General features: G+C 72.4%; 15 protein-coding genes and 1 pseudogene. 15 read left to right on the top strand and 1 reads right to left on the bottom strand.

Features of this window, described 5'->3' with window-relative positions:
- The 7 genes from GJR97_RS14770 (at position 1) to nusB (ending at position 5,271) form a co-directional block, all read left to right on the top strand.
- A complete protein-coding gene (locus tag GJR97_RS14770; RefSeq protein WP_154347538.1) occupies positions 1–876 on the top strand; it encodes a shikimate dehydrogenase in 876 nt (291 codons plus the stop codon).
- A gap of 24 nt (positions 877–900) precedes the next feature.
- Positions 901–2,112: a chorismate synthase gene (aroC, locus tag GJR97_RS14765; protein ID WP_154347537.1), complete on the top strand. Its 1,212-nt coding sequence runs from the start codon at positions 901–903 to the stop codon at positions 2,110–2,112.
- Positions 2,105–2,653, top strand: a complete 549-nt coding sequence (locus GJR97_RS14760; RefSeq protein ID WP_324613548.1) for a shikimate kinase — start codon at positions 2,105–2,107, stop codon at positions 2,651–2,653. The genes aroC and GJR97_RS14760 overlap by 8 nt, the downstream gene beginning before the upstream one ends.
- Positions 2,650–3,732, top strand: a complete 1,083-nt coding sequence (gene aroB / locus GJR97_RS14755) for a 3-dehydroquinate synthase (RefSeq protein ID WP_154347536.1) — start codon at positions 2,650–2,652, stop codon at positions 3,730–3,732. The genes GJR97_RS14760 and aroB overlap by 4 nt, the downstream gene beginning before the upstream one ends.
- Before the next feature lie 46 nt (positions 3,733–3,778).
- Positions 3,779–4,219, top strand: a complete 441-nt coding sequence (locus tag GJR97_RS14750; protein ID WP_154347535.1) for a type II 3-dehydroquinate dehydratase — start codon at positions 3,779–3,781, stop codon at positions 4,217–4,219.
- 75 nt (positions 4,220–4,294) lie between these two features.
- Positions 4,295–4,858, top strand: a complete 564-nt coding sequence (efp, locus tag GJR97_RS14745) for an elongation factor P (RefSeq protein WP_154347534.1) — start codon at positions 4,295–4,297, stop codon at positions 4,856–4,858.
- Positions 4,858–5,271: a transcription antitermination factor NusB gene (nusB, locus tag GJR97_RS14740; protein WP_324613547.1), complete on the top strand. Its 414-nt coding sequence runs from the start codon at positions 4,858–4,860 to the stop codon at positions 5,269–5,271. Before efp ends, nusB begins: the two co-directional genes overlap by 1 nt.
- Before the next feature lie 29 nt (positions 5,272–5,300).
- On the opposite strand, the gene GJR97_RS14735 is transcribed toward nusB, so the two are convergent.
- Positions 5,301–6,599, bottom strand: coding sequence for a glycosyltransferase (locus GJR97_RS14735; RefSeq protein WP_154347533.1), 1,299 nt, complete (start codon positions 6,597–6,599; stop codon positions 5,301–5,303).
- A 172-nt stretch (positions 6,600–6,771) separates the two neighbouring features.
- Between GJR97_RS14735 and pyrR the strand changes: the two are divergent.
- The 8 genes and pseudogenes from pyrR to gmk form a co-directional block, all read left to right on the top strand.
- Positions 6,772–7,341 (top strand): annotated as a pseudogene (gene pyrR, locus GJR97_RS14730) (bifunctional pyr operon transcriptional regulator/uracil phosphoribosyltransferase PyrR); the annotation flags it as partial.
- A complete protein-coding gene (locus GJR97_RS14725) occupies positions 7,338–8,291 on the top strand; it encodes an aspartate carbamoyltransferase catalytic subunit (protein WP_324613546.1) in 954 nt (317 codons plus the stop codon). The pseudogene pyrR and the gene GJR97_RS14725, both read left to right, overlap by 4 nt.
- Positions 8,288–9,634 carry a dihydroorotase gene (locus GJR97_RS14720; protein WP_154347532.1) on the top strand — a complete coding sequence of 449 codons (1,347 nt, stop codon included), beginning with the start codon at positions 8,288–8,290 and terminating at the stop codon, positions 9,632–9,634. The genes GJR97_RS14725 and GJR97_RS14720 overlap by 4 nt, the downstream gene beginning before the upstream one ends.
- On the top strand, positions 9,627–10,184 hold the full coding sequence (locus GJR97_RS14715) for a PH-like domain-containing protein (protein ID WP_324613545.1): 558 nt from the start codon (positions 9,627–9,629) through the stop codon (positions 10,182–10,184). The genes GJR97_RS14720 and GJR97_RS14715 overlap by 8 nt, the downstream gene beginning before the upstream one ends.
- Positions 10,177–11,382: a glutamine-hydrolyzing carbamoyl-phosphate synthase small subunit gene (carA, locus tag GJR97_RS14710; RefSeq protein WP_154347531.1), complete on the top strand. Its 1,206-nt coding sequence runs from the start codon at positions 10,177–10,179 to the stop codon at positions 11,380–11,382. The genes GJR97_RS14715 and carA overlap by 8 nt, the downstream gene beginning before the upstream one ends.
- Entirely contained in the window at positions 11,382–14,675 is a 3,294-nt protein-coding gene (carB, locus tag GJR97_RS14705; protein ID WP_154347530.1) for a carbamoyl-phosphate synthase large subunit, read from the top strand. Before carA ends, carB begins: the two co-directional genes overlap by 1 nt.
- Positions 14,672–15,547, top strand: coding sequence for an orotidine-5'-phosphate decarboxylase (pyrF, locus tag GJR97_RS14700; RefSeq protein WP_324613544.1), 876 nt, complete (start codon positions 14,672–14,674; stop codon positions 15,545–15,547). Before carB ends, pyrF begins: the two co-directional genes overlap by 4 nt.
- Positions 15,540–16,457, top strand: a complete 918-nt coding sequence (gmk, locus tag GJR97_RS14695; protein WP_154347529.1) for a guanylate kinase — start codon at positions 15,540–15,542, stop codon at positions 16,455–16,457. Before pyrF ends, gmk begins: the two co-directional genes overlap by 8 nt.
- Positions 16,458–16,470: the final 13 nt, after the last annotated feature.

Raw genomic sequence — 16,470 nt, 5'->3', positions numbered from 1 at the left:
ATGGCGACGCCTGGCGCGACGAACGCGACATCGGGGGAGCGTGCGGTGCGGCTGGCCGTGCTGGGCTCGCCGATCGCGCACTCGAAGAGCCCGTCCCTCCACCGCGCGGCGTACGAGTGCCTCGGCCTCGACTGGCGCTACGACCCGATCGAGGTGCGATCGGGGGAGTTCGCCGGGTTCCTCGAGCGCGCACGCGGCGAGGCGGATGCCGCGTGGCGCGGACTGTCGCTGACGATGCCGTTGAAGCACGAGGTGCTGGAGCACCTCGACGGGGCCGATCGCCTCGTGGATCTCGCCGGGGCGGCCAACACCGTCCGGTTCGCCGAGGACGGTTCGCTGCAGGGCTTCAACACCGACATCGGGGGCATCGTCCGCACGCTGGGCGACGCGGACCTCCGCCGCGCGCACCGCGGCGTGCTGATCGGCGGCGGAGCCACGGCGTCGTCGGCGCTCGTGGCGATGGCCGAGCTCGGCGCCGCCGAGGTCGACGTGCTCGTGCGCAACCCGGATCGGGCGCTCGGCGTGCAGGAACTCGGGCGGCGACTCGGGCTCGTGGTCCGGGTGGGCCCGCTCGCGGAGCTCGCCGCCGCGGCATCCGCCGACCTGGTCGTGAGCACCGTTCCCGGCGGCACCGACCTCGGCGTCGCGCCGTCGGATGCGCTGGTCGGCTCGGCGCTGCTGCTCGACGTCGCGTACGACCCGTGGCCGTCGGCGCTCGCGGCGGGCTGGCTCGAGCGCGCGGGGCGCGTCACGCACGGGCTCGGCATGCTCCTGCACCAGGCCCTCCTGCAGGTGCGCGTCTTCGTCTCGGGCGACCCGTTCGAGCCGCTTCCCGATGAGGCGGGCGTGCTCGACGTCATGCGCCGGAGCCTCTGACGACGCTGTGGGAGGATGGTGGGCATGCTCCGTTGGCTCACCGCCGGGGAATCGCACGGCCCCGAACTCGTCGCGATCCTCGAAGGCCTCCCCGCAGGCATCCCCGTCTCCCTCGATGACATCCGCGCCGACCTGGCGCGCCGCAAGCTCGGGTACGGCCGAGGCGCGCGCATGAAGTTCGAGCAGGACGAGCTCGCCGTCTCGGGCGGCGTGCGCCACGGCCTGAGCCTGGGCAGCCCCGTGGCGCTGCGGATCGGCAACACCGAGTGGCCCAAGTGGCAGCAGGTGATGAGCCCCGAGCCGGTCGAGGCCGAGGCGCTCGGCCGAGGACGCGGTGCGCCGCTCACCCGCCCACGTCCGGGGCACGCCGACCTCGTCGGCATGCAGAAGTACGGCTTCGACGAGGCTCGGCCGGTGCTCGAGCGCGCGAGCGCGCGCGAGACCGCTGCGCGCGTCGCGCTCGGCGCGGTCGCCCGATCGTTCCTCGCCGAGCTCGGCATCCGCCTCGTCTCGCACACGGTCGCCATCGGCCCCGTCCAGGTTCCCGAGGGCAGCGAACTGCCCATGCCGGCCGACGTCGATCGGCTCGACGCCGACCCGCTGCGCTGCTTCGACGCCGCGACGAGCGAGCGGATGGTGGCCGAGGTCGACGCGGCGCACAAGGACGGCGACACGCTCGGCGGCGTCGTCGAGGTCCTCGCCTACGGCCTCCCGCCCGGGCTCGGCTCGCACGTGCACTGGGACCGCCGTCTCGACGCGCAGCTCGCCGCGGCGCTCATGGGCATCCAGGCGATCAAGGGCGTGGAGGTCGGCGACGGCTTCCTCACCACCACCCGGCGCGGCTCGGCCGCGCACGACGAGCTCCACCTCGCGGACGGCCGGATCGTGCGCGCGAGCGACCGCGCCGGCGGGACCGAGGGCGGCATGTCCACCGGGACCGTGCTCCGAGTGCGCGCCGGCATGAAGCCGATCGCGACCGTCCCGCACGCCCTTCCCACGATCGACGTCGCGACGGGCGAGCCCGCCCCGGCCCACCACCAGCGCTCCGACGTGTGCGCCGTCCCCGCGGCGGGCGTCGTCGCCGAGGCCATGGTCGCACTGACCCTCGCGAACGCCGTGCTCGAGAAGTTCGGCGGCGACTCGGTCGTCGAGACCCGGCGCAACCTCGACGCCTACCTGGCGGCGATCCCCGACGCGCTCGCGAGCGAGGTCGCCGACGGCGCGATCCGTGCCTGAGCCGTCCGCACCGGGCACTACGCCGCGGGACTCACGGGCGATCCCGCTCCCGATCGTGCTCGTCGGCCCGATGGGCTCCGGGAAGTCGCGCGTCGGAGCGCGGCTCGCGTCGTCGCTCGGCGCGCCCTTCGTCGACACCGACCACCGGATCGTCGATCGCTACGGCCCCATCGAGGACATCTTCGCCCGCGACGGCGAGGCGCACTTCCGGGCGATCGAGCGCGAGGTCGTGGCCGAGGCGCTCCGCGAGGAGGCGGTCGTCTCGCTCGGCGGCGGAGCAGTGCTCGACGCGGACACCCGCGCCGACCTCGCGGGCCTCGCCGTCGTCCGGCTGGACGTCAGCCCGGCGGCCGTCGCGCCGCGGCTCACGGGCGGCACGCGGCCGCTGCTCGCCGATGGCGGGCTCGAGCGGTGGACCCGGATCCGCGAGGAGCGCCGCCCCCTGTACGACGAGGTCGCCGGCCTCAGCATCGACACCACGCGTCGCTCGGTCGCGCGGATCGTCGCCGAGATCACCGAGTGGGCTGGAGGACGCGCATGAGCGAGCACGAGGCGACGGTGATCCGGGTCGGCGGCGACGCGGGGTACGACGTGCGGATCGGCCGCGGCGTGCTCGACGGGCTGGGCGACGCGATCGGCACGTCGGCCCGCAAGGTGCTCGTCGTGCACCCGCCCACCCTCGGCGCGCGCGCGGCGGCGCTGCGCGAATCGCTCGTCGACCGGTTCGAGGTCATCCTCGCCGAGGTCCCCGATGCCGAGCAGGCCAAGCGCGTCGAGGTCGCGGCGTTCTGCTGGCAGATCCTCGGACAGGCCGACTTCACGCGCTCCGACGTGGTCGTCGGCTTCGGCGGGGGAGCGATCACCGACCTGGCGGGCTTCGTCGCGGCGACGTGGCTCCGCGGCGTCCGCATCGTGCAGGTGCCGACCACGGTGCTCGGCATGGTCGACGCGGCAGTCGGCGGCAAGACGGGGATCAACACGAACGAGGGCAAGAACCTGGTCGGCGCGTTCCACGCCCCGGCCGAGGTGCTCTGCGACCTCGAGGTGCTCGACACGCTGCCGCGGAACGAGGTCCTCGCGGGTTTCGCCGAGATCGTGAAGGCGGGCTTCATCCGGTACCCCGAGATCCTCGACGTGATCGAGGCCGACCCGGATGTCGCGACCGACCCCTCGACTCCCGAGTTCCGTCGCGTGGTGGAGCTGGCGGTCCGGATGAAGGCCGACGTCGTCAGCGAGGACTTCACCGAGCAGGGGCTCCGCGAGATCCTCAACTACGGTCACACGCTCGGCCACGCCGTCGAGCACGCCGAGCGCTACCAGTGGCGGCACGGCGCGGCGGTCGCGGTCGGGATGGCGTTCGCCGCGGAGCTCGGCCGGCTCTCCGGACGCCTCTCCGACGAGGTGGCCGACCGGCACAAGCGGGTGCTCGACCTGCTGAGCCTGCCGACGTCGTACCCCGCGGGCCGGTGGAACACCCTGCTCGCGACGATGCAGCGCGACAAGAAGGCGCGCGCCGGGCAGCTGCGATTCATCGTCCTCGACGACCTCGGCAAGCCCACCGTGATGCTCGCGCCCGACCAGTCGCTGCTGTTCGCGGCCTACCAGGAGATCGCGTCCTGATCCGCGACGGGCGAGGGGGCGGATGCCGCGCCGATAGGCTTCCGGCATGACCACGATCCTCGTCCTGAACGGACCGAACCTCGGCCGACTGGGCACGCGCGAACCCGAGGTGTACGGCTCGGAGACGCTGGCGGACATCGGCGAGCGACTCCAGGCATCCGTTCCCGACGACGTCGTGATCGAGTTGCGCCAGACCGACGACGAGGGCGAGCTCATCGGGTGGATCCACGAGGCCGTGGATCGCCGGGTGCCGGTCGTGATCAACCCCGCCGCCTTCACGCACTACAGCTACGCGCTCCGCGACGCGGCCGCCCAGTTGAAGACCGCTGGCGTGCCGCTCGTCGAGGTGCACCTGTCGAATCCGCACGCGCGCGAGACGTTCCGGCACACGAGCGTGATCTCCGGCGTCGCCACCGGCGTGATCGCGGGGTTCGGGTCGGACTCGTACCGTCTCGCGGTCGACTGGCTCCTGCGATCGCCCAGCTGAGTCGACTACACTCGATCAGTCGCACGCCCTTCGGCGTGCCCGCAGACTTCCCTCCATCGAACGGAAAGCACTTCCATGGCATCCACCGCTGACATCAAGAACGGCGTCGTCCTGAACATCGACGGCCAGCTCTGGAGCGTCGTCGAGTTCCAGCACGTCAAGCCCGGCAAGGGCGGTGCGTTCGTGCGCACGAAGCTGAAGAACGTCGTGACCGGCAAGGTCGTCGACAAGACGTACAACGCGGGTGCCAAGGTCGACATCGAGAACGTCGACCGCCGCGACTTCACGTACCTGTACAACGACGGCGACGGCTTCGTGTTCATGGACACCACCGACTACGACCAGCTCACGGTTCCGGCGGTCGTCGTCGGCGACGCCGCGAACTTCATGCTCGAGAACCAGTCGGTCACCATCGCGTTGAACAACGGCAACCCGCTCTACATCGAGCTCCCCGCGTCGGTCGTGCTCGAGATCACCTACACCGAGCCGGGCCTGCAGGGCGACCGCTCGACGGGCGGCACCAAGTCGGCGACGGTCGAGACCGGCTACGAGATCCAGGTCCCGCTGTTCCTCGAGACCGGCACCAAGGTCAAGGTCGACACCCGCTCGGGCGACTACCTCGGCCGCGTGAACGACTAGTGAGCGCCCGTACGAAGGCGCGCAAGCGCGCCCTCGACATGCTCTACTCGGCCGACATGCGGCAGGTCCCGGTCGAGCAGGTGCTGGTCGCCGAGGCCGAGCGGGCGGTGAACGAGCCCGAGCGGCAGGCGTCCTGGCTGTACGCGCGCGAGATCGTCGACGGCATCGTCGACCACCGCGACGAGATCGACGAACTCATCACCACGCACTCGCGTGGCTGGACGCTCGAGCGCATGCCGGCGGTCGACCGCGCGCTGCTGCGGATCGGCGTCTGGGAGATCGTGTACAACGACGAGGTCCCCGACCCGGTCGCGATCTCCGAGGCCGTCGAGGCCGCGACGGTGCTCTCGACCGACGACTCCGCAGGTTTCGTCAACGGCCTGCTCGCCGCCGTCTCGCACGCCAAGGGCTGAAGGCTCGAGGCGGTCGCGAACCGCGGTCCTCAGGTCGCGGGCGGCGCGGTTCGCGCGCGCCGTTCGACGAGCGCCATCGTGTGCTCGACGACCTCGCGCGGACCGTCGTGCGAGCGCAGTTCTCGACCGATCGCCTCGGCGCGCTCCCGGTACTCGGGGTCGGCCGACAGCCGTCGCCACGCGCGCAGGATCGCCGTCGCCGACGGGCGACCGGTCCGCAGGTCGATGCCAGCGCCCGCCCACCCGACGCGTGCCGCGATCACCGGCTTGTCGATGTCGCCGCCCGCGACGATGAGCGGGATGCCGTGCGCCAGCGCGGCGAGCACGCCGCCCCATCCGCCGTTCGTGATCATCACGTCGGCCCGGGGGAGCAGCGCCGCGTAGTCGACCAGCCCGGCGACGAACGCGTTCGGCGGCGCTGGGAACGGCAGGTCGGGAGCCTCCGCGCGGCCGGTCGTCGCCACGACCGAGACGGGCTGTCGGCCGAGCGCCGCGAACGCCGGCCGGATGAGGTCGTCAGGGTCGACGTTGAGCGTCCCCTGCGTCACGTGCACGATCGGACGGTCCTCGGGCAGCTCCGCCCACCAGTCGGGGGGTTCGGGCCGGACGGAGCCCGTCGGCGCGAGCGCGCCGACGAACTCGACGCGCACCGGCCAACTGCTCCGCGGGTACTCGAGTTGCGGAACGCCTGACGCGCACACGAGGTCGGGGGAGTGCCACGCCGCCGCGAGCGGGGCGTCGGTGGGCGGCAGGCCGGATGCCGCACGCTGCGCGTCGTAGGCGTGCTGGATGCCACGAGTCGCCAGGGCGAGCGCCGTGTTCAGGATGCGATCGCGGAGCCGTCCGAGCGGGCCGGCGGCCGGCCGCAGCGGGAGGATCGGCGGCGGGAGCTCGGGCGTCGGGATCGAGAGGGGCACGATGCTCACCGTGACCGATGGCGTGCCGGTGCGTTCGGCGGCGAAGTGCGTCCCCAGGCTGAGGTTGTCGGCGACGATGACGTCCCAGGGTCGCTCCCCGTACGCCGCGACGAGGTCGTCGCCCTGCGCGGCCCCGGTTCCGACGAACAGGTGCTCGACGTTCGCCAGCAGCTGTCGCGGACCCTTGCGGCCGCGCAGCGCGGGGAAGGTCGCGGCGAGGTCGAGCTCGTCGAAGTCGGGTGCCGTCGACCAGGACACGGGCTCGGCGCCGAGCGCGGCGAACCGGTCGGCGTAGGCGCGGCCGGTGTAGACGCGGACCCGATGGCCGGCGTCGACGAATGCGGCGGCGACGGCCGCGAGGGGAGCGACGTGCCCGGCGAAGGGCATCACGGCGATCATGACGTCGGCCATGCGCCATTGCAGCACGCGGGGCGACGACCGGGCCAGCCCTCGAACGCAGGATCCCCCGGACGGGGGATGCCTGCGGGCGGACGCCCTCCGCGACATCCGCCGCATCCCCGGGCGGAGGTGACGGAGGGGCGGGAGCTCGCTGGTAGGATCGATCGACCGACAACCTTGAAGCCCGTCCCGTGAGGCGGAGAAGGGAGTCCGCACCGCTGTGCGCACCGTGCTCCAGCAGGCAGACCTCGAGCGGGCGCTGACCCGCATCGCCCACGAGATCCTCGAAGCCAATCGCGGCGCCGACGATCTCGTCCTCCTCGGCATCCCCACGCGCGGCGTGGCGCTGGCCGAGCGACTCGCCCGGATCGTGTCCCGGATCGCCGGCGTCGACGTGCCCGCGGGGGCGCTCGACGTGACGATGTACCGCGACGACCTGGGACGCAACCCCGTGCGCGCCACCCACCCGACCGAGGTGCCGGGCGACGGCATCGACGGCCGGGTCGTGGTGCTCGTGGACGACGTGCTCTACTCCGGCCGGACCATCCGTGCCGCCCTCGACGCGCTCGCCGACCTCGGCCGCGCCCGCGCGGTGCGCCTCGCGGTGCTCGTCGACCGCGGCCACCGGGAGTTCCCGATCCGCGCGGACTACGTCGGCAAGAACCTGCCGAGCTCGACGCGCGAGCGCATCAACGTGCACCTCGCCGAGGTCGACGGCGACGACGCCGTCACGATCGAGGGCGGTGACGAGTGAGGCACCTGCTCAGCACGCGCGACCTGTCGCGCGACGACGCCATCGCGCTGCTCGACGTCGCCGAGGACATGGCCGCGGTCCAGGAGCGCGAGGTCAAGAAGCTCCCGACGCTTCGCGGCCGCACCGTCGTGAACCTCTTCTTCGAGGACTCCACGCGCACGCGCATCTCGTTCGAGGCCGCGGCGAAGCGCCTCTCGGCCGACGTCATCAACTTCAGCGCCAAGGGCTCCAGCGTCTCCAAGGGCGAGTCGCTGAAGGACACCGCGCAGACGCTCCAGGCCATGGGCGCCGACGGCGTCGTGATCCGGCATCCGTCCTCGGGCGCGCCCTTCACGCTGGCGACGAGCGGATGGATCGACGCGGGCGTCGTCAACGCCGGTGACGGGACCCACGAGCACCCCACGCAGGCCCTGCTCGACGCGTTCACGATGCGGCGGCGGCTCCACGGCGCCGCATCGCGCGGCCGCGACCTCGACGGAGTCCGAGTGGTCGTCGTCGGCGACATCCTGCACTCGCGGGTCGCGCGCTCGAACGTGTGGCTCCTCGAGACCCTCGGCGCCGAGGTCACGCTCGTGGCGCCGCCGACGCTCGTGCCCGTCGACGTGTCCGGCTGGCCCGCCGTCATCGAGTACGACCTCGATCGGGCGCTCGCCGCCGGACCCGACGTCGTGATGATGCTCCGCATCCAGGCGGAGCGCATGCAGGGAGCGTTCTTCCCGAACAGCCGCGAGTACGCGCGGACCTGGGGGCTGGACGACCACCGGTTCGCCCAGCTTCCCGAGACTACGATGGTCATGCATCCGGGCCCCATGAACCGCGGGCTCGAGATCGCCGCCCGCGCCGCCGACTCGATGCAGTCGACGGTGCGCGAGCAGGTCGCGAACGGAGTATCAGTGAGAATGGCCGCCCTCTACCTGCTGCTGTCCGGCGAACGGGGGGAGACCCCATGAGCGAGTCCTTCCTGATCCGCGGCGCGACCCTCCCGTCGGGCGAACGCGCCGACATCCTGCTCGAGGGCGGGCGCATCGCCGACGTCGGCACGCTGGCGGATGCCGCGGGCGCCACGGTCGTCGACGCCGACGGGCTGGTCGCGCTGCCAGGCCTCGTCGACCTCCACACCCACCTCCGCGAGCCGGGCTACGAGCAGAGCGAGACCGTCCTCACGGGCACGCGGGCCGCCGCCGCCGGCGGCTTCACGGCGGTGTTCGCGATGGCGAACACGTTCCCCGTCGCCGACACCGCGGGCGTCGTCGAGCAGGAGCTCTCGCTCGGCGAGGCCGCGGGCTACGCGACGGTGCAGCCGATCGGCGCCGTGACGGTCGGGCTGAAGGGCGAGCAGCTCGCCGAGCTCGGCGCCATGGCCGCCTCGCGCGCACGCGTCCGCGTCTTCAGCGACGACGGCTTCTGCGTCTTCGATCCGCTGCTCATGCGCCGGGCCCTCGAGTACGTGAAGGCGTTCGACGGCGTCATCGCCCAGCACGCGCAGGAGCCGCGTCTCACGCAGGGCGCGCAGATGAACGAGGGCGCGCTCTCGGGCGAGCTCGGCCTCGCCGGGTGGCCCGCGGTGGCCGAGGAGTCGATCATCGCCCGCGACGTGCTGCTCGCCGAGCATGTCGGGTCGCGCCTGCACGTGTGCCACGTGTCCACCGCCGGGTCGGTCGAGGTCGTCCGCTGGGCCAAGGCCCGCGGCATCGACGTCACCGCCGAGGTCACGCCGCACCACCTGCTGCTCACCGAGGAACTCGTCGCCGGGTACGACCCCCGCTACAAGGTCAACCCGCCGCTGCGCCGCCAGGAGGACGTCGACGCGCTCCGTGCGGCCCTCGCCGACGGCACGATCGACATCGTCGCGACCGACCACGCACCGCACCCCGTCGAGGCGAAGGAGTGCGAGTGGGACGCGGCGGCGAACGGCATGGTCGGCCTCGAGTCGGCGCTCTCGGTCGTGCAGCAGACCATGGTCGACTCGGGCCTCATGGGCTGGGCGGACGTCGCACGCGTGCTGTCCGCGACGCCGGCCCGGATCGGCCGCCTCTCGGGGCACGGCGAGCCCGTCGCGGCCGGTTCGGCCGCCGAGCTGACCCTCCTCGACCCGACCGCGACCGCTGACTTCGGCGTCGACCGGCTCGCCGGGCGCAGCGTGAACTCGCCCTACCTCGGGCGCACGCTCCCGGGCCGCGTCGTCGCGACGTTCCACCGCGGCGTGCCCACGGTCCTCGACGGCGAGGTCCGAGCCTCCGACGAGATCGCCGCGGCCTTCGCCCGCCTCGCCGAGGGGAGTGCGCGTGGATAGCCGATGGATCGGCGCGCTCGTCGCCGTCGCCATCGTCGCGGTGGCCGCCTGGCTGATGTGGCGCTCCTGGCGCCGCCGCACGGTGCGCGACGAGACGCTCGCCGCCTACGCGCCGCCCGCCGACCCCGGAACCACCACCCTCGAGGTCGAGGCGCTCTACGTCGCGACGACCCCCGAGGGCGACCCCCTCGAGCGGCTCGCCGTCGAGGGTCTCGCCTTCCGCGGCTCGGCGCGCGTCGAGGTGCACCGGAAGGGCGTCCTCCTCCGCATCGCGGGCGAGCTCCCGAGCTTCATCCCGGCCGACCGCATCGCGGCCGCCGGGACGGCGACCTACGCGATCGATCGCGGGGTCGAGCCCGAGGGCCTCGTTGCCCTCACCTGGATCGTCGACGACCGGTCGGAGCCCGAGGTTCCGTCGCGGGTCGACAGCTACCTTCGGTGCCGGTACCCGGGCGACTCCGCCCGGTTCGTGGCCGCCGTCAACGAGATCGCTGCGGCGCCCGAGGCGCCGCAGCCGGAAGCAGAAGAGAGCGAGGCCTCGGATGACTGAGACCCCGACCACCGTCGACGTGCAGGCGCCCGCCGATGCGATCGACCCCACCAGGGCGGTGCTCGTCCTCGAGGACGGCACCCGGTACGAGGGGCGCGCCTACGGCGCGCGCGGACGCACGCTCGGCGAGGCCGTGTTCGCGACCGGGATGACCGGCTACCAGGAGACGCTGACGGACCCGTCGTACGCCGGGCAGATCGTGCTCATGACCGCGCCGCACATCGGCAACACGGGCATGAATGACGAGGACATGGAGTCCGCCCGCATCTGGGTCGCGGGCTTCGTCGTGCGCGACCCCTCCCGTGTCGTGTCGAACTTCCGCTCGCAGCGGAGCCTCGACGACGACCTCGCGGCGGCCGGGATCGTGGGCATCAGCGGCATCGACACGCGCGCGGTGACGCGGCACATCCGCTCGCTCGGCGCGATGCGCGCGGGCGTCTTCTCCGGCGAGGAGGCCCACCTCTCGCCCGGCGAGCAGCTCGACCTCGTGCAGTCCGGCGAGCAGATGACGGGGCGCAACCTGTCCGGGGCGGTCTCCACGGGCGAGCGCTACACGCTGCCCGCGACGGGTGAGCGCGTCGGCTCGGTGGCCGTGCTCGACCTCGGCGTGAAGACGTCGACGCTGAACTACCTCGCCGAACGCGGCTTCGACGTGCACGTGCTCCCGCAGACCGTGACGGCCGACGACGTGCTCGCGCTCGAGCCCGACGCGCTGTTCTTCTCGAACGGCCCCGGCGACCCGAGCGCCTCCGAGCGCCACGTCGAGCTCCTCCGCTCGGCGCTCCGCGCCGGCCTGCCCTACTTCGGCATCTGCTTCGGCAACCAGCTGCTCGGTCGCGCGCTCGGCTTCGACACGTACAAGCTGCCCTTCGGCCACCGCGGCATCAACCAGCCGGTGCTCGACCGGGCGACCGGCCGGGTCGAGATCACCGCGCACAACCACGGCTTCGCCGTCGCCGCGCCGACCGACGCGATCAGCGAGTCGAGCGAGGGCTTCGGCCGCGTCGAGGTCAGCCACGTCGACCTCAACGACGACGTCGTCGAGGGCCTGAACTGCCTCGACATCCCCGCGTTCTCGGTGCAGTACCACCCCGAGTCGGCGGCCGGCCCGCACGACGCCAACTACCTCTTCGACCGCTTCCGCGACATGGTCATCGCGAGCAGGACCACCGACGACAGCCAGGAGGCCGGGAAGTAATGCCCAAGCGCGACGACATCAATTCCGTCCTCGTCATCGGGTCGGGCCCGATCGTCATCGGGCAGGCCGCCGAGTTCGACTACTCGGGCACCCAGGCGTGCCGCGTCCTCCGTGCGGAGGGCGTCCGGGTCATCCTCGTGAACCCGAACCCGGCCACGATCATGACCGACCCCGGCTTCGCCGATGCGACGTACGTCGAGCCGATCACCCCCGAGGTGATCGAGTCGATCATCGTCAAGGAGAAGCCGGATGCCGTGCTGCCGACGCTCGGCGGCCAGACCGCGCTGAACGCCGCGATCGCCCTGCACGACGCCGGGATCCTCGACAAGCACGGCGTCGAGCTCATCGGCGCCAAGGTCGACGCGATCCGCAAGGGCGAGGACCGCCAGCTCTTCAAGGACCTCGTCATCGAGGCCGGCGCCGACGTCGCCCGCTCGCACGTCGCCACGACGCTCGAGCAGGCGAAGGAGTTCGCGCTCGACCTCGGCTACCCGCTCGTGGTCCGACCGTCGTTCACGATGGGCGGCCTCGGCTCGGGCTTCGCGTACACCGAGGAGGACCTCGTCCGCATCGTGACGCAGGGCCTGCACGACTCGCCGACCACCGAGGTGCTCCTGGAGGAGTCGATCCTCGGCTGGAAGGAGTACGAGCTCGAGCTCATGCGCGACACGCACGACAACACCGTCGTGGTCTGCTCGATCGAGAACGTCGACCCGGTCGGCGTGCACACGGGCGACTCGATCACGGTCGCGCCGGCGCTGACCCTCACCGACCGCGAGTACCAGAAGCTGCGCGACATCGGCATCGACATCATCCGGGCCGTCGGCGTGGACACGGGCGGATGCAACATCCAGTTCGCCGTCGACCCCGCGGACGGGCGCGTCATCGTCATCGAGATGAACCCGCGCGTCTCGCGGTCGTCGGCGCTCGCGTCGAAGGCGACGGGCTTCCCGATCGCCAAGATCGCGGCGAAGCTCGCGATCGGCTACCGCCTCGACGAGATCCCGAACGACATCACCAAGGTCACCCCCGCGAGCTTCGAGCCGACGCTGGACTACGTCGTCGTGAAGGTGCCGCGGTTCGCGTTCGAGAAGTTCCCCGCCGCCGACCCGACGCTCACCACGACCATGAAATCGGTCGGCGAGGCCATGGCGATCGGCCGGAACTACACGACGGCGCTGCAGAAGGCGCTGCGCTCACTCGAGAAGCGCGGATCGAGCTTCCACTGGGGCGACGAGGCGCGGTCGGTCGGGGAGCTCCTCGAGGCCGCGAGCGTTCCGACCGACGGCCGGATCGTGCTCGTGCAGCAGGCGCTGCGCAAGGGCGCGTCGATCGAGCAGGCGTTCGACGCCACGAAGATCGACCCGTGGTTCCTCGACCAGATCGTGCTGATCAACGAGGTCGCCGAGCGGATCGCCGGCGCCGAGGCACTGGACACCGACACGCTGCTCCTCGCGAAGGACCACGGGTTCTCGGACGCGCAGATCGGCCAGTTGCGCGGCTTCGGCGAGGCCGACGCGCGCGAGGTCCGCCACATCCTCGGCATCCGCCCCGTCTTCAAGACCGTCGACACGTGCGCGGGCGAGTTCCCGGCGCTGACCCCGTACCACTACTCGAGCTACGACCTCGAGACCGAGGTCGCGCCGAGCGACCGCCGGAAGGTCGTCATCCTCGGCTCGGGCCCGAACCGCATCGGCCAGGGCGTCGAGTTCGACTACTCGTGCGTGCACGCGTCCTTCGCGCTCTCCGAGGCGGGGTACGAGACGATCATGATCAACTGCAACCCCGAGACGGTCTCGACCGACTACGACACGAGCGACCGACTCTACTTCGAGCCGCTCACGCTCGAGGACGTGCTCGAGGTCATCCACGCCGAGTCGCAGTCCGGCGAACTCGTCGGCGTCGTGGTGCAGCTCGGCGGCCAGACCGCGCTCGGGCTCGCGAAGGGCCTCGAGGCCGCTGGCGTGCCGATCCTCGGCACCACGCCCGACGCGATCGACCTCGCAGAGGAGCGCGGCCAGTTCGCGGCCATCCTCGACGGCGCGGGCCTGCTCGCGCCGCGCAACGGCACCGCGACCGAGCTCGCCGGCGCCGTGCAGGTGGCCGAGCAGATCGGGTACCCGGTGCTCGTGCGCCCGAGCTTCGTGCTCGGCGGCCGCGGCATGGAGATCGTGTACGACACGCCCTCGCTCGTCGACTACTTCGCACGCATCGAGGACCAGGGCATCGTCGGACCGACCCATCCGCTGCTCGTCGACCGCTTCCTCGACGACGCGATCGAGATCGACGTCGACGCGCTCTACGACGGCACCGAGCTCTACGTCGGCGGTGTCATGGAGCACATCGAGGAGGCCGGCATCCACTCGGGCGACTCGAGCTGCACCCTTCCGCCGGTGACCCTCGGTCGCGCGGAGGTCGACCGGGTGCGCGAGGCGACGCGCGCGATCGCCGAGGGCGTCGGCGTGCGGGGCCTGCTCAACGTGCAGTTCGCGATCGGAGCAGGGGTGCTCTACGTCCTCGAGGCGAACCCGCGTGCGAGCCGCACGGTGCCGTTCGTCTCGAAGGCGCTCGGCATCCCGCTCGCGAAGGCGGCGTCGCGCATCATGGTCGGCGACTCGATCCGCGACCTCGTCGCCGAGGGCCTGCTTCCCGAGGTCGACGGCTCCAAGGTTCCGCTCGACGCGCCGGTCGCCGTCAAGGAGGCCGTGCTGCCGTTCCACCGGTTCCGCACCCGCGAGGGCATCATGGTCGACTCGGTGCTCGGTCCGGAGATGCGCTCGACCGGTGAGGTCATGGGCATCGACCGCGACTTCCCGCGCGCGTTCGCGAAGAGCCAGCTCGCCGCGTACGGCGGGATGCCGCTGTCGGGCCGCGTGTTCGTGTCGGTCTCCGACCGCGACAAGCGCGCGATCATCCTCCCGGTGCTCCGCATGCAGCAGCTCGGATACGATCTCGTGGCGACCGAGGGCACCGCCGAGGTGCTTCGCCGCAACGGCATCGCCGCCGACGTCGTGCTGAAGTACAGCGAGAAGCAGGGCGAGGACGCGACCTCGGTCGTCGAGCTCATCCACCGCGGCGAGATCGACGTGGTCGTGAACACGCCGAGCGGTCGCTCGGCGCGCGCCGACGGCTACGAGATCCGTGCCGCTGCGGTCGCCGCCGACATCCCGCTGTTCACGACCATCGCCGAGCTCTCCGCCGCGGTCGCCTCCCTCGACGCGAACGACGGGGGCTTCGAGGTGACGAGCCTCCAGGAGTACGCGCGCCGCCGCGCCGGAGAGGTGGTCGCGTGAGCGGCGTCGCCCCGTTCGGCGAACGCCTCGACGCGGCCTTCGCCACCCGCGGGCGCCTCTGCGTGGGCATCGATCCGCACGCCTGGCTCCTCGATGACTGGGGGCTCCCGGATTCGGGCGCCGGCGTCCGCGAGTTCGGGCTCCGGGTCGTGGATGCCGCTGCGGGCCGGGTCGGGATCGTGAAGCCGCAGGTCTCGTTCTTCGAGCGCCACGGCTCGGCGGGCTACGCCGCCCTCGAGCGGGTGCTCGACCTGGCGCGCGACGCGGGCCTGCTCGTGATCGCCGACGTCAAGCGGGGCGACATCGGCTCGACCGTCGAGGCGTACGGACAGGCGTGGCTCTCGCACGGGTCGCCGTTGCGCGCCGACGCGATGACGATCTACGCCTACCAGGGCCTCGGCTCGATCGAGGGCGTGATGCGCCAGGCGGAGGCCGCCGGGGCCGGCCTGTTCGTCGTCGCTGCCACCTCGAACCCCGAGGCGGCGGCGATCCAGCAGGCCGTGCTGCAGGGCTCGAGCCGAGCGGGCTCGTCGGTGGCCGGTGCGATCGTCTCCGGCGTCGACGCCTGGAACCGGAGCCGCGACGGCGCCGACGAGCGCCCGTTCGGCTCGATCGGCGTCGTGCTCGGCGCCACGATCGTGCCCGAGGAATTCGGCATCGACGTCGCGATCGACGGCCGCCCGCGTGTGCCCGTGCTGGTGCCAGGGATCGGCTTCCAGGGCGGCGAGCTCCGCGACGTCCCCGCGCGGCTGGGCTCGCTCGCCCCCGGGGCGATCCTGACCGACAGCCGCGGCCTGCTCGCGGCGGGGCCCGACGGCATCGCCGACGCGATCTCGCGGCGCGCCGACGAGGTGGGGGCGCTCGATGTCTGATCACGCCGTGGCATCCGCCCCGCCCGAGGTCGACCGGGTCGCCGCATCGCGCGCTGCGGTCGCGGCCCGGCGGGCCCGCGCCGCGGTCAAGCACGACATCTCGGGCGGCGCGCGCAGCCCGCTCGACGTGCTGCGGGTCGCCTACGACGACCCGGAGGGCGTCGAGGGTCGACTGCGCGTCTCGGAGTTCCTCACGTCGATCCCCGCCATCGGGCAGACCAAGTGCGCCCGGATCATGCAGGAGCTGCAGATCGCGAACTCCAAGCGCCTCGGCGGCCTCGGCCGCCTGCAGCGACGGCGCCTGCGCGAGTTCACCGCCGGTTGGATCGCCGACCACGGCGGCACCGGTGACCGGCTCGTCGTGCTCGCGGGTCCGACCGCGGTCGGCAAGGGCACGGTCGCGGGCTACATCCGCGAGCACCACCCCGAGGTGAAGCTGTCCGTGTCGGCCACGACGCGCGCGCCGCGGCCGGGTGAGGTCGAGGGCGAGCACTACTTCTTCGTCTCCGACGAGGAGTTCGACCGGATGGTCGAGGCCGGCGAGCTGCTCGAATGGGCGACGGTGCACAATGCGTACCGGTACGGCACCCCGCGCGGCCCCGTCGAGGAGGCGATCGCCGCGGGCAGCAGCGTCCTGCTCGAGATCGACATCCAGGGCGCGCGCTCGGTCCGCCGGGCCATGCCCGAGGCGACGCTCGTGTTCCTGCTCCCGCCGACGTGGGACGAGCTGGTCCGGCGACTCGTCGGGCGCGGCACCGAGAGCCCCGCCGAGCAGCAGCGCCGACTCGAGACCGCCAAGGTCGAACTCGCGGCCGTCGAGGAGTTCGACCACCAGGTCGTGAACCACGAGGTCCGCGAGGCGGCGCAAAAGGTCGTAGACTTGATGCGGCCTCGCCGGGGCCGGCGTTAGCCTGCCTCGCGCC

This window comes from Agromyces kandeliae (assembly GCF_009674665.1).
GTDB classification, from domain to species: Bacteria; Actinomycetota; Actinomycetes; order Actinomycetales; family Microbacteriaceae; genus Agromyces; species Agromyces kandeliae.
This window is presented reverse-complemented; position numbering and strand designations above follow the sequence as displayed.